13 protein-coding genes are annotated in these 12,914 nt (G+C 73.3%); 6 read left to right on the top strand and 7 right to left on the bottom strand.

From position 1 onward, the window contains the following. Positions 1–35: 35 nt before the first annotated feature. Positions 36–1,802 carry an ABC transporter ATP-binding protein gene (locus MTDSW087_RS02380; protein WP_144759665.1) on the bottom strand — a complete coding sequence of 589 codons (1,767 nt, stop codon included), beginning with the start codon at positions 1,800–1,802 and terminating at the stop codon, positions 36–38. A 70-nt stretch (positions 1,803–1,872) separates the two neighbouring features. Next, a complete protein-coding gene (locus MTDSW087_RS02375; protein ID WP_144759663.1) occupies positions 1,873–2,418 on the bottom strand; it encodes a Spy/CpxP family protein refolding chaperone in 546 nt (181 codons plus the stop codon). A 214-nt stretch (positions 2,419–2,632) separates the two neighbouring features. On the opposite strand from MTDSW087_RS02375, the gene MTDSW087_RS02370 reads away from it, so the two are divergent. Further along, on the top strand, positions 2,633–3,574 hold the full coding sequence (locus MTDSW087_RS02370; protein WP_144759660.1) for a metal ABC transporter substrate-binding protein: 942 nt from the start codon (positions 2,633–2,635) through the stop codon (positions 3,572–3,574). 16 nt (positions 3,575–3,590) lie between these two features. Here MTDSW087_RS02370 and MTDSW087_RS02365 read toward each other — a convergent pair whose 3' ends face one another. From MTDSW087_RS02365 to MTDSW087_RS02355, 3 genes are all read right to left on the bottom strand, one after another. Continuing rightward, positions 3,591–4,508 (bottom strand): DMT family transporter, encoded by a 918-nt coding sequence (locus MTDSW087_RS02365; protein ID WP_238179147.1) that lies wholly within the window; start codon positions 4,506–4,508, stop codon positions 3,591–3,593. 100 nt (positions 4,509–4,608) lie between these two features. After that, positions 4,609–4,896 carry a hypothetical protein gene (locus tag MTDSW087_RS02360; RefSeq protein ID WP_144759657.1) on the bottom strand — a complete coding sequence of 96 codons (288 nt, stop codon included), beginning with the start codon at positions 4,894–4,896 and terminating at the stop codon, positions 4,609–4,611. 405 nt (positions 4,897–5,301) lie between these two features. Next, positions 5,302–6,735: an aminotransferase-like domain-containing protein gene (locus MTDSW087_RS02355; protein WP_144759655.1), complete on the bottom strand. Its 1,434-nt coding sequence runs from the start codon at positions 6,733–6,735 to the stop codon at positions 5,302–5,304. A 140-nt stretch (positions 6,736–6,875) separates the two neighbouring features. On the opposite strand from MTDSW087_RS02355, the gene MTDSW087_RS31165 reads away from it, so the two are divergent. From MTDSW087_RS31165 to MTDSW087_RS02345, 3 genes are all read left to right on the top strand, one after another. Next, on the top strand, positions 6,876–7,004 hold the full coding sequence (locus tag MTDSW087_RS31165; RefSeq protein ID WP_280525247.1) for a hypothetical protein: 129 nt from the start codon (positions 6,876–6,878) through the stop codon (positions 7,002–7,004). A 4-nt stretch (positions 7,005–7,008) separates the two neighbouring features. After that, complete coding sequence (locus tag MTDSW087_RS02350; protein ID WP_144759653.1) at positions 7,009–7,902, top strand: DMT family transporter; 894 nt, start codon at positions 7,009–7,011, stop codon at positions 7,900–7,902. Positions 7,903–8,120: 218 nt separating this feature from the next. Continuing rightward, positions 8,121–9,680, top strand: coding sequence for a caspase family protein (locus MTDSW087_RS02345; RefSeq protein WP_186383709.1), 1,560 nt, complete (start codon positions 8,121–8,123; stop codon positions 9,678–9,680). 151 nt (positions 9,681–9,831) lie between these two features. Here MTDSW087_RS02345 and MTDSW087_RS02340 read toward each other — a convergent pair whose 3' ends face one another. Beyond that, positions 9,832–10,737, bottom strand: coding sequence for a hypothetical protein (locus MTDSW087_RS02340; RefSeq protein WP_144759647.1), 906 nt, complete (start codon positions 10,735–10,737; stop codon positions 9,832–9,834). 167 nt (positions 10,738–10,904) lie between these two features. On the opposite strand from MTDSW087_RS02340, the gene MTDSW087_RS02335 reads away from it, so the two are divergent. Continuing rightward, positions 10,905–11,468, top strand: a complete 564-nt coding sequence (locus MTDSW087_RS02335) for a nitroreductase family protein (RefSeq protein WP_144759644.1) — start codon at positions 10,905–10,907, stop codon at positions 11,466–11,468. 140 nt (positions 11,469–11,608) lie between these two features. Then, complete coding sequence (locus tag MTDSW087_RS02330) at positions 11,609–12,226, top strand: flavin reductase family protein (protein WP_144759642.1); 618 nt, start codon at positions 11,609–11,611, stop codon at positions 12,224–12,226. Here the strand turns inward: MTDSW087_RS02330 and MTDSW087_RS02325 are convergent. Beyond that, positions 12,211–12,801, bottom strand: coding sequence for an aldolase/citrate lyase family protein (locus tag MTDSW087_RS02325; protein ID WP_144759639.1), 591 nt, complete (start codon positions 12,799–12,801; stop codon positions 12,211–12,213). The genes MTDSW087_RS02330 and MTDSW087_RS02325 overlap by 16 nt on opposite strands. Positions 12,802–12,914: the final 113 nt, after the last annotated feature.

Here is a 12,914-nt window from a genome sequence, read left to right as displayed (position 1 = left end):
GCGCGCGTCACGGACCGGAGACGGCGTGCACCCGGTCAGGCCCCCGTCAGGATCCCGGGCTCGTCGCGCTGGATGCGGTGCAGGTGGGCGTAGGTGCCGTCGGCCGCGAGCAGATCCTCGTGCCGGCCGATCTCGGCGACGCGGCCGGCCTCCATCACCACGATCCGGTCGGCGGCGCGGATGGTGGAGAGGCGGTGGGCGATGACGAGGGTGGTGCGCCCGCGCATCAGCCGGGTCAGCGCCTCCTGCACGAGGCGCTCGCTCTCGGCGTCGAGGGCCGAGGTCGCCTCGTCGAGGAGCAGGATCGGCGCGTCCTTGAGGAAGGCGCGGGCCAGCGCGATGCGCTGACGCTCACCCCCCGAGAGGCGCTGCCCGGCGGGACCGACGCGGAAATCGTAGCCCTCGGGCAGGCGGGCGACGAAGTCGTGCGCCGCCGCCGCGCGCGCCGCCGCCTCGATCTCGGCCTGCGTCGCGCCGGGCCGGCCGAAGCCGATATTGGCGGCGACCGTGTCGTCGAACAGGGTGACCTCCTGCGAGACCACGGCGACCGCGGCGCGCAGGGAGGCAAGCGTCACCGCGCGCACGTCCTGCCCGTCGATGGACACGGCGCCGCCGGTCACGTCGTAGAGGCGCGGCACGAGGTTGAGCAGGCTCGACTTGCCCGAGCCCGAGCGGCCGACCAGCGCCGTGGTGGTGCCGGCGGGCACGTCGAGGTCGATCCCTTCGAGGGCCGGCGCGTCGGCGCGGTAGCGGAAGCGCACGTCCGCGAAGCGGATCGCGCCGGCCGTGACCCGGAGCGGCACGGCGTCCGGCCGCTCCCGGATGGTCGGGGCCTCGTCCATCAGGTCGAAGTAGCGGTGGAGCGCGGCGGCCGCCTCCTGCAGGATCGCGTTGAGGGTGCCCAGCGCCCGGGCCGGCTGGGCGGCGAGCAGGAGGGCGGCCACGTAGCCGGTGAAGTCGCCGACCGTGCGCTCGCCCGACATCACCCGGTTGCCCACCAGCATCAGCACGCCGGCGACCGCGAGGCCGCCGCCGATCTCGAGCAGCGGGTCGAGCCGGCCGCGGGCATTGGCCGCCTTCATCTTGAGGCGGCGCACCTCGTCGAGCGAGGTCCGGGCGCGCTCCTTGAGGTAGCCCTCCATGGCGTAGGTCTTGGCGACGCGCACGCCCGTGAGGCTCTCCGAGATCAGGCTCGCGGTCGCGCCCATCTGCTCCTGCGTGGTGGTGGAGACGCGCCGCAGCTTGCGGCCGATCCGCCCGATCGGCCCGGCCACGAAGGGCACGGTGACGGCAGCCACCAGCGTCAGCACCGGATCCATCCAGATCAGCGCCGCCACGAGCCCGACCAGCATCGCCACGTCGCGCAGGAGCACGGTGGAGATGCGGGTCAGCGCCTCCTTGATGAAGGCGAAATCGGTGGTGAAGCGCTGGGTGAAGGCGGCCGGGCTCTCGCGGCCGAGCTGGGCGAGGTCGGCCTCGATCAGGTGGCCGTAGAGGGCGGCCTGCATGTCCGCCTCGACGCGGGTGACGACGCGGTTCGTCAGCACGGTCTGGCCGAGCAGGGCGAAGCCGCGCACGGCGGTGACCACGATGACGACGACCGGCCCGTAGGCGAGCGCCGCCTCGTCCTTGTGATCGAAGGCGTCGAAGGCCGCCTTGATCAGGGCCGGGTAGAGGCCGGTGGCGGCGCCGACCACGGCGATCAGCACCAGCACCACGCCAAGCGTGGCTCGGTGGGGCGAGAGCCACTCGCGCCAGAGGCGTGCGAGGAGCGGGATCGTGTCGCCCTTCAGGCGCGCCATGGCTGTCTTCCGAATCCGCGGAGGTGGGCGGGGTTAACCGCCGGGACCCCCGCGGATCAAGGGAGGCGGGTCAGTGCGGGCCGCCGGGGCCTCCATGCGGGCCCTCGTCCGGGCCGCCGTGCCGGCCATGCCCGCGATGCCAGAAGCCCGGCCCGCGCATGGGGCGCGACAGCATCATGGCGCGGCGCTTCTGGTCCTGGTCCAGGGTGGCGTAGAGCGGGCCCGAGGCGTCGGCGAGCTTGCGCAGGGCGTCCGCCCGGGCGCTCGCGGCATCCGCCATGGCGCGCAAAGCCGCCGGCGCGTCGTCGATCATGCGGCCGCGCTCGCGGCGCGCCTCGCGCTGCTCCTGGCGCAGGCGCGAGAGGTCGCGGATCGCGCCCTCGACCGGCGGCCACAGCTTCTCCTGGTCGGGGGTCAGGCGCAGGCCCGCATGGAGGGCCGCGATGCGGGCATCGGCGAAGGCGGCCCGGTCCTCCTTCGAGAAATGGCTCCAGCGCTTGGGGCCGAACGGGGCGCCGAACGGATCGGCCCGCTCGTCGCGCGCCGCGGCGACGCCCGCGAGCGAGAGGGCGGCCACGCCCGCCAGGATGACACCCGAGATGACGCGTCGGGACATGATGGTCTCCAATCGTGTGCGCCAGGGGGCCTGCGGAGGGTCCTGCGCGCGATGCCAGAATGGCCGCGCTCGCATGGCCCGGTCCTGTCCGGCGCATGACAACTCCGTCATGTGCGCGGGCTGTATCCCGCTTGTGTCTGCAACATTGTTACACTACCTCCACGCCGGACGGATCGATGCGAGCGGGGAGGCGGGTTTGCGGGCGAGGTTCTGGATGTCCCGGGCGGCGGGCGGCATCGGCGCGCTGCTGATCCTCGTCGGGCTCGCCCTGCCGGCGGCCGCCGCCGAGCCGCTTCGGGCGGTGGCGACCTTCTCGATCCTGGCCGACCTCGTGCGGCAGGTCGGGGGCCCGCATGTGAGCGTGACGAGCCTCGTGGCGCCCGGCGCGGACGCGCACGGCTTCAGCCCGGCCCCGGCCGATTCGCGGGCCCTGGCCCAGGCCCAGGTGATCGTGGTGAACGGGCTCGGCTTCGAGGGCTGGATCGACCGCCTGATCCGCGCCTCCGGGGCGAAGGCGCCGGTGGTCGTGGCCTCGGCGGGGGTGCGCACCATCGCGGGCAATCCCGAGCACGATCACGACCACGGCGAGAAGGACGGCCACGCGCACGGGGCGGAGCACGCCTCCGAGATCGACCCGCATGCCTGGCAGAGCGTGGCGAACGTGAAGACCTACATCGCCAATATCCGCGATGGGCTCGCCAAGGCGGACCCGGCCCATGCCGAGGATTATGCCCGCAACGCGACCGCCTACACGGCCGCCCTCGACCGGCTGGAGGGCGAGATCCGCCAGACCATCGCGGCGATCCCCACGGAGCACCGCCGCATCATCACCACGCACGATTCCTTCGGCTATTTCAGCGCCGCCTACGGCCTCGCCTTCCTCGCGCCGCAGGGCGTCTCGACGGCGAGCGAGGCGAGCCCCCGGGACGTGGCGCGGATCATCCGCCAGATCCGCCGCGACAAGGTCCCGGCCGTCTTCCTGGAGACCATCGCCGACCCGCGCCTGATGCAGCAGATCGCCCGCGAGAGCGGCGCCCGGATCGGCGGCAAGGTCTATTCCGACTCGCTCTCCCCGCCGGACGGCCCGGCGCCGACCTATCTCGACCTGATGCGGGCCAATCTCGGCGCGTTCCGGGGGGCGCTCGGGGCGGAGTGAGGCAGGCTCGCGGAGGCTACGCCGGACCGGCCCGCGGCCGGCGCCGGGCTTCCTGCGCGAGCAGGTAGAGGCCGGAGCCGATCACCACGAGCGCGCCGGCGAGCGTCCAGCCGCTCGGCACGTCGCCGAAGACGAGGAAGCCCAGGGTCACCGACCAGATCAGCTGCGTGTAGATGAAGGGCGCGAGCACGCTCGCCGGGGCCCGGGCATGGGCGAGGATCAGGAGCCAGTGCCCGAAGGTGCCGAGCAAGCCGATCCCGATCAGCAGCGCCCAGACCTGCCAGCTCTGCGGCGTCGTCCAGAGCCAGGGCATGGCCGGCGCCATCACCGCGAGGCCGGCGAGGCCCGAATAGAACATCGTCGTCGCGGTGGAATCGTAGGCCGCGAGCTTGCGCGTGAGGATCACGTAGAAGGCGTAGCAGGCCATGTTGCCGAGGCTGAGCAGCACGGCCGGATGCACGTCGCCGACGCCCGGCCGCACGATCACCAGCACCCCGAGGAAGCCCACCGCGATGGCCGCGAGCCGCTCGCGCGAGGAGCGCTCGCCGAGGAGCGGCCCCGCCAGCAGCGCCACGGCCAGCGGCGCCGCGAACTGGATCGAGACCGTCTCGGCCATCTGCAAGTAGCGCAGGGCCAGGAAGTTGAGGGCGGTGGTGCCGAACAGGAGGAGCGAGCGCACCACCTGCAGGCCCAGGCGCCGGCTCCTCACCACCTCCGGCCGGCGCACCGGGTTCAGCACGAGGGTGATCAGCGCCACGTTCACCGCGTAGCGCATGAAGGTGGCCACCAGCGGGTCGACGCCGAGCCGGGCCAGGGTCTTGCCGCAGGCGTCGAGGCTCGCGAAGGAGACCACCGCCCCGCACATCAGCGCGATGCCGAGGAGCCGCCGGCTGCGGGCCGCGCGGGTATCGGTCTCGGCGTCTGCCTGGCTCACGTCTGAAAGGTCTCTCGGGCGAAGGCGCGCGCACCCGCTACCCGAGGTTGACGGCACAGGCGAGGCGGCCCGGCGCAGGTCTCACCTGCGTCGGCTCCGGTCAGCGCTGCTTCGCGGTCGTCTTCTGCACCTTGGCCGCGCCGCTATGGCTGGCGATGAGCGCGCCGAGATGCTGCTGGTCGAGGCCGCGGGCCGGGCTCTCGGCCACGCTCGGTCGCTCGACCTTGCGCGGCTCGATCGAGCCCGTGGTGGTCGGCTCCGGCAGGGCCGGGGCCCGTGCGACGGTGGGGGCGGGCTCCCGCTGCACGCGGAGGGCCCAATGGGCTGCGGTGGAGAGGGCGGCGATCGCCAGGATCGCCTTGATGCCGCCCGTGAGGAGGCGTCGCATGGTCGTCAGGCCCGAGGAAACGCGGTGGCACGCGGGCCGTTCCCGGCCCCGCCATCATCCTTACCAGGGAGCGTGAACGAAGGGACAACACCCGCGGGGGCTGCCGTCCCGGAACGGGGCAGGGCAATCGTTGTGGGCCATGCGCCGGATCCACGGTTCCTGTTCCCCGCGCCTCCGACACTCCTGCAGCGGCCCGGCCCACTGGGTCTCACAGGAACGGTCCAGAGAACTGGTCCGGGCCGCCCCGTCACTGCCGACCCCGCTACCATGCCGGCCCGAGCGGGCTCGCGAAACCTTCAGGCGCATCGGCCGCGGGGACCGCCGATGTAGAGGCCGCGTGGCCGGCCGGCAACTGTCCGGAAGCGAGCACGTGGCGATCGGTCCAAGCCGAATGCCTCAGGCGGATCAGGCCGCCGCGGGGCCGCAGGCGCCGGCCATCGCCCGCTCCAGCGCGGCAAAGCCCCGCGGGTCGGCGCATTGGGCCACGTTGAAGCGCAGGAAGCCCGCCGCGCCCTGGCTCAGGCTGAACACGTTGCCGGGGGCGAGCACCACGCGCTCCGCGAGCGCCCGGCGCGAGATCTCGGCGGCGTCGAGCCCGTCCGGCAGGCGCGCCCACAGGAACATGCCGGCCGGCGGCGTGTGCGGAACGGAGAGGCCCGCCGCGCGCAGGCGCGTGAGCGTCCGCCCCCGCGCCTCGGCGAGCCGCCCGCGCACGGCGTCCATGTGGTGGCGGTAGCTGCCCTCGGTGAGCGCCTGCAGCACCACGCTGGCGGCGAGGTGCGGGTCGCCGAGGCTCACCGCCACCTTCAGGTCCACGAACTGGTCGACCCAGTCCGGCCGCATGGCGACGAAGCCGATGCGCGCGGCCGAGGACAGGGTCTTGGAGAAGCCGCCGACCTGGATCACCCGCTCCAGCCCGTCGAAGCCGGCGAGCCGAGGCCCCGGCTCCAGCTCGAAATCGGCGTAGACGTCGTCCTCGACGATCAGGGTCCCGTGCTGCTCGGCGAGGCGCAGCACGCGGTGGGCGACGGCCGGGGTGAGCGAGCCGCCGGTCGGGTTGTGGAGGCCGGAATTCGTCAGGTAGAGGCGCGGCCGGTGCGTCGCGAGCGTGGTCTCGAGAACGGCGAGGTCCGGCCCCAGCGGCCCGAAGGGCACGCCCACCACCTTCACCCGCTGCGCCCGCAACAGGGCGTGGAAGTTGAAGTAGCAGGGATCGTCCACCAGCACCGTGTCCCCGGGCCCGGTGAGGAAGCGGAGCACGAGATCGACGGCCTGGGTCGCCGATTCCGTGAGCACGATCTGGTCCGGATGGGCGTCGATGCCGCGCTCGGTCAGGCGCCGGGCCAGATGCGTGCGCAGCGGCGTCAGCCCGATCGGCCGGTCGTAGGCGGTGAGCGCCGGCCCGCCCTCGCGGGCGACGCGGCGCAGCGCCCGCGACAGGGTCTCTTCCGGCATCCAGTCCGGCGGCAGCCAGCCGCAGCCGGGCTTGAGGGCGTCGGGATAGGATTCGAGGGTCTGCCGGCTGATCCAGAGCGGGTCAACCGCCCGGTCGAGGCTCGGCCCGGCGGCCGCGAGGCAGAACGGGGCCGGGCGCCCGGCGACGTAGAAGCCCGAGCCCGGCCGCGAGACGATGGCGCCCTGCGCGGCCAGCCGATCGTAGGCCTCGACCACCGTCGATTTCGAGACGCCCTGCGCGAGGGCGAAGGCGCGCACCGAGGGCAGCCGCGCGCCGGGCGCCAGCAGGCGGCCGGCGATGCGCGCCTCGATCACCGCCATCACCGTCTCGACCCGGGTGAGGACCGGATCGGGGGTCACGTGCCCCGGAAGCGGCTGGTCCATGGCTGATACCTCACCATACCGTACCGGCCTTCGTACCGGACAGTTCGTCGAAATCGTACTGCAACCGTCCCTGTCGGAAAAGCTCGCATCGCGGGAGAACGCGCCGCATCGAGACGATCGCGAACCGATGGAGAGATCCCATGCGCAGACCGGAATCCGTCGAGGCCAAGCCGGGCCGGAACGGCTGGATCGCCCGCCGCCTGGACGACGCGATCGTCTTCGCCGCGGGGCTCGGCCTCGCCCTGCCGCTGATCCTGCCCTTCGCCTGAGCCGATGCGCGCCGCCTCCGTCGGCGAGTCCGGCCTCCGCCGGACCGCCCCGCTCCGCCCCCTCGTCGACGGGCTGATCGGCATCACCATCTTCGCCGGCTCGCTGGTGGCGACACGGCTCGCGCTCGCGGGCTTCGAGCCGGTGCCGCTCACCCTGGTGCGGGCGGCCGTCGCCGGGCTCGCGGCGGGGCTGCTGCTCGTCTGCCTCCGCCAGCCCCTGCCGCGGCGGGGCGACCTCGCCCTCCTGTTCCTCGTCGTGCTCGGCGTCGTCTTCGGCTTCCCGCTGCTGACGGCGCTGGCGCTGCGCCATGTCGGGGCGGGCCATGCCACCGTGTTCGTCGGCCTGCTGCCGCTGACCACCGCCCTGTTCGGGGCGCTGCTCGCGGGCGAGCGGCCCTCGCGGGCCTTCTGGCTGCTCTCGGGGGCCGGCAGCCTGGTCACCGCCGGCTACGCCGCCCGCGGCGCCGGGCCGGGCTCGGCCCTCGGCGATGGATTGATGCTCGCCGCGATCCTGGTCTGCGGGCTCGGCTACGCGGCGGGCGGGCGGCTCGCCCGGCATCTCGGCGGCTGGCAGGTGATCGCCTGGGCGACCGTGCTCGCGCTGCCCGTGACACTCCCCGTCGCCCTGCTCATCGGCCTGCCCGCCGCGCCGCCCGGCGCCTCCGCGCTCCTCGGCCTCGGCTACGTCTCGCTGTTCAGCATGCTGATCGGCTTCGTGTTCTGGTACCGCGCCCTCGCGGCCGGCGGAATCGCGGCGATCGGCCAGCTCCAGCTCCTGCAGCCCTTCCTCGGGCTCGCCCTCGCGGCGCTCGTCCTCGGCGAGGCGATCGAGCCGGGCATGCCGCTGGCCGCCGCGCTGGTGGCCGCCTGCGTCGCCGGGGCGCGCCGATTCGCCTGAGCGCATCGCGCCGCCGCGCCACCGCGGATGTTTGATTCGGCACAGCCAAGCTGAGCCCGGGATGGCATCGCGGCAACGGGTCCGCGCAACGGCCGCGTAACCCCGGCTCGGCTGCGGTCCGGATATTGAACACCGCCCAGCTTTCGCCGAAACATGGTCGCATGAACGCGTCGGGGCCTGGCGGCCTTGGCGGAAAACGACGGGGGGCTTACTGGACCATGAGGCAGGCTCTGTTTCGTGCGCGTGCCGCGCTGGCGCGCTTCACCCTCTCCGCCACGGCGGGCCTCGCGCTCGTGGTGGCGATCGTGCCGGGCAGCGAGGCGGCGGCCGAGCGCCGCGTCGCCCTGGTGATCGGCAACGGCGCCTATCAGAGCGTGCCGACCCTCGACAATCCGCTGGTCGATTCGAAAGCCATGGCCGCCGCGCTCAAGCGGATCGGCTTCGAGGTCGTCGAGGGCTACGACCTGAAGCTCGACGGCATGCGCAGCCTCGTCGGCGAGTACGCGGCCAAGCTCGACGGCGCCAAGGTGGCCTTCGTCTACTATGCCGGCCACGGCGTCGCGGTGGCGGGTGAGAACTATCTCCTGCCCACCGACACCGTGCTGAAGAACGAGGCCGACCTCGACTTCCGCACCATGAACATCAACCTCGTCCTGCGGCAGATGCAGCGCGAGGACCGGGTCAACGTGGTGGTGCTCGATGCCTGCCGCGACAACCCCTTCGCCAAGGAGCTCGCCCGCTCGCTCAAGACGCGGTCGGCCGCGGTCGGGGCCGGCCTCTCCGAGATCCAGATCAACGCGGCCGCGGGCACGATGATCGCCTTCGCCACCGACCCGGGCAAGACGGCGCTCGACGGGGCGGCGGGCCAGAACAGCCCCTTCACCACCGCGCTCCTGAAGCACATGGAGACGCCCGGCGTCTCGATCAGCACGGTGATGGACCGGGTCCGCGAGGACGTCTGGCGCTCGACCAACGAGAAGCAGCGCCCCTGGGTCAACACCTCGATCATCGGCGAGTTCTACCTCAACCCGGTCGCCCCGACCGTGAAGGTCGCCGCGGTCGATTCGCCCGGCGCCCCGCTGCCCTCGGCCGTGCCCGGCGTCGCCGCCGGCGCCCTGCCGAACCCGCAGGCGCTGGAGATGAAGCTGTGGGAGGCCGCCGAGCGCTCGGGCGCCACGGAGGACTACAAGGCCTATCTCGAGGCCCATCCCAACGGCTACTTCGCCCAGATCGCCCGCAACCGCATCGCCCGCGCCGCCGCCGCGTCGCCGAGCGCCCCCGCCCGCACGGCGGTGAGCGAGGCCGAGTTGAAGGCCGAGACCGGCAGCGCCGCGACCGAGGACGCGCTGAAGCTCGCACCGAAGGACCGGACCGAGGCTCAGCAGCGCCTCAAGGCGCTCGGCTTCGATCCCGGCGGCACCACGGGCAAGTTCGGCCCGGGCACGCGCCGGGCCATCACCAACTGGCAGAAGACCCGCGGCATCCCGGAATCGGGCTTCCTGTCGAAGCTGCAGCAGACCGCGCTCTGGGAGCAGAGCGAGGAGGATTTCCGCAAGCTCGCCGCGGCCAAGCCCGTCGAGCGGGTCCGCACCGTCGCCCCGCGGCCGCCGCGCCCCGCGCCGGTCCACGGCGAGGCCCGCAACGAGGCCTATGCCCGCCCGGCCCCGCAGCAGGCGCCGCCGCAGCGCGGGGGCGGAGGCGGGGGCGGCGCCTCCCTCGGCGAGGTCGGCAACTTCCTCGGCGGCGTCGGCAACCTCGTGGGCGCCATCCGGCGCTGACCTGAACCGCGCTCTACTCCCCCTTGCGGGGAGGAGCCGGAGGTGGGGTGGTTCAGGATGGAGCGGGGCGGTGTCGTCTGCCCCCTCTGCTGATCGCTTCGCCTGCGTAACGAAGCGTCGTGTGACAAAGAGAGGCTCGCGCGGCCGGCCGTCAGGACGGCTTGGCGACCACCTCGATGTCGCGGTCCATGCCGCTCTCGACCTTGAACTCGCGGGTGAAGACCTGCCCGTCATGGCGGGCGATGAGGACGTAGTCGCCCTCCGCGAGCGTCACCTGCGGGAAGGCGCCGATCGCCTCGCGGATCGTGTCGCCGCCGGGCGTCAGCACGCTGAAGGCGGTGCCCGCGAAGGCCTCGGCGCCGGGCGCCGCGACGAGCTTCAGGGTGACCGTGGCGGCGCGGTGGTTGAGCGTCGCGTCGGTGATCTTGCCGTTCTCGACCTTGAGGTCGGCGCGCTGGATCGCGTTCGATTCCCCGTAGGTCGAGACCACGTGGTAGGTGCCCTCGGGCAGGCGGAGCAGGTCGCCGGCCTTCACGCCGCTGCGCACCAGCCGCCCCTCCGAATTGGTCCCCACCGGCACGAAGACCGAGAAGGAGAGCTGGGCGGGGGCGATCCGCACGTCCCCGACCGCGCCGGAGAGGCGCAGAGCCCCCGCGCTCACCCGCAGGGTGTCGCTGACGGGCTGCCCGGACATGGTCACCCGCTTGAGGGCGCTGGCGAAGCCGTAGGTGACGGTGACGACGTAGTTGCCCGGGGCGAGCTTGAAGCTGGGTTCCGCATCGGTCGAGCGCGCGACGATGTTGGGGCGGGTCCCGTCGCCGCGATCGTCGTAGATGCGCCAGGCGAGGCCCGCCTTCAGCGGCGTGCCGATGCCGGCGAGCAGGGCGGAGAGGGAGAGATCCGCCTCGGTCTCGGCCGGGGCCTGCGGAAAGGACGGCGCGGTGATCGAGGGCGAGGGCACGCCGCCGCCGAGGCGGTTGGGGAAGGCGTCGTCCTGCGCCGCCGCCGTGCCCGTCAGCGCCGCCAGGATCAGCCAGGGCATGAGCGTTGCGCGCATTGGAAAAAAGCCGTCTCCGATCGTCCCGCATCGAGGATGTGCCGCGCGACAATGGCGCCCTCAAGGCCGACCCGCACGCCCGCCCTTGTTAACCCCGCGCGGGCCGTGCCAAGTCCCGCTCGGGCCATGTCACGTCGGCCCGTCCGAATGCGAGCCCCCGCGCGCCGATGAACGCCACCCTCGACATGCTCCGCACCCGCCGCTCCGTGCCGCCGATTCAGCTCGCCGAGCCGGGCCCGGACGGCCCGACGCTCGATGCGATCCTGACGCTGGCCGCGCGGGTGCCGGACCACGGCAAGCTCGCGCCCTGGCGCTTCATCGTGATCGAGGGTGCGGCGCGGGCCCGCATCGGCGAGACCATCGCGGCGGCCTACGCGGCGGACAACCCGGAGGCCGACGCCGCCCGGCTCGACCTGGAGCGCCGCCGCCTCGGCCACGCCCCGACCGTGGTGGCGGTGGTCTCCCGCGCCGGCCCGCACGTGAAGATCCCGGAATGGGAGCAGGTGCTCTCGGCGGGCGCGGCGGCGATGAACCTCGTCGTGGCCGCCAACGCCGCGGGCTTTTCCACATCCTGGCTTACCGAATGGTTCGCCTACGACCGCCGCGTGCTCGACGCGCTCGGGCTCGCGCCCACGGAGCGGCTGGCCGGCTTCGTGCATATCGGCCGCGCCGACGCGGTGCCGAGCGACCGGCCGCGGCCGGACCTCGCCGACATCGTCACGCGCCTGTGAGAATGTGCGAAAGGTCCGGTCCCCGGACCTTTCGATCCGCCGCCCGCCGCCAAGTCCACGCCGGCTGCGCGAGAAGAGAATGCGGCGACGCGCAGTAGCGCTTGCGCCGTGCCGCCGCACGGCGGGAAGAGAGGCAAGGCATGCATTACGGCCCCGACAACCGCACCCTGCCGCACAACCCGCTGAAGGCGATCGTGGCGCCGCGCCCGATCGGCTGGATCAGCGCCATGAGCCGCGACGGCCGGCTCAACCTCGCGCCCTACTCGTTCTTCAACGCGGTGGGCGACGACATGGTGGCCTTCTCCTCGACGGGGCGGAAGGACGCGATGACCTTCGCGGAAGAGGGGGGCGAGTTCGTCTGCAACCTCGCGAGCTGGGACCTGCGCGAGGCGATGAACGATTCCTCGGCGCCCCTGCCGCGGGGCGAGAGCGAGTTCGACTTCGCCGGGCTCGCCACCGCGCCCTCGCGCCTCGTGCGCCCGCCCCGAGTCGCGGATGCGGCGGCGGCGATCGAGTGCAAGTGGCTGCAGACCGTGGCGCTGACGCCGCTCGACGGCTCGGAGGCCAAGAACTTCCTCGTGGTCGGGCAGGTGGTCTCGATCTACGTCGACGACCGCTACGTGAAGGACGGGCTCGTCGACACCGCCGCCATGGTCCCGATCATGCGCGGCGGCTATTTCGACTACTTCGCCGTGCGGCCCGAGAACCGCTTCACCATGCGGCGCCCGAAGGGCGCGGGGGATTACAAGGGCGGCTGAGCCGCGATCAGGGCGGCCTCGGCCGGATCCCGCACCGCGATCCCCGCGAATCCGTCCAGACGCGCCGCCTCGGCCGTCCCGGCGAGGGACGCAGAATCGCGGCGCACCGTCTCGAAGGCCGGAACCCCGGCCACCCGCGCCGCGAGCACCACCTGCCCCCGTGCCTGCGCGAGCGGGGCCGGCCACGCCCCCGACAGATCGAGGTCGATCCCGAGATCGTCGGCAAGCGCCTCGGCATCCCAGGCGAGGCCCGCGAGCCGCGGGCTCGCCCCCGCGAGGCCCGCCGCCCCGAGCACGCCCGCGGCGCTGCCGATCAGCGCGACGATCCGCGTCGCGCCGTCCGGCAGTCCCGCCTCGGCCTCGTGCACCGCGAGCCGGTTGGCGAGGCGCGCGAGATCGCCGGCCCCCGCGACCACCGCCGCGACCCCGTCCTGGGCGAGGGTCAGCGCAGGGCCGGGCACCTCCGCCGCGTCGATCCGGAGATGGATCCGGAGGTCCGGCGCGCGCGCCCGCAGGGCGGCGAGCGAGGCCGCGTCGGGCAGGGCGTCGGGTTCGAGGACCAGGAGGCATTGCATCGCGGAACACCGGAGGGTCTCGCCGCGCCGCGGGACGGGCGCAAGCGGCGGCACTTCAAGCTTTCTTTACCATAACGGCGACAGGTTCGCGGACGGGAAGGGAGCTTCCCGGC

The sequence above is a fragment of the Methylobacterium dankookense genome (assembly GCF_902141855.1).
In the GTDB taxonomy this organism is placed as follows: Bacteria; Pseudomonadota; Alphaproteobacteria; order Rhizobiales; family Beijerinckiaceae; genus Methylobacterium; species Methylobacterium dankookense.
Note: the sequence above shows the minus strand (reverse complement) of the source record. Positions and strands in the feature narration are given on the sequence as shown.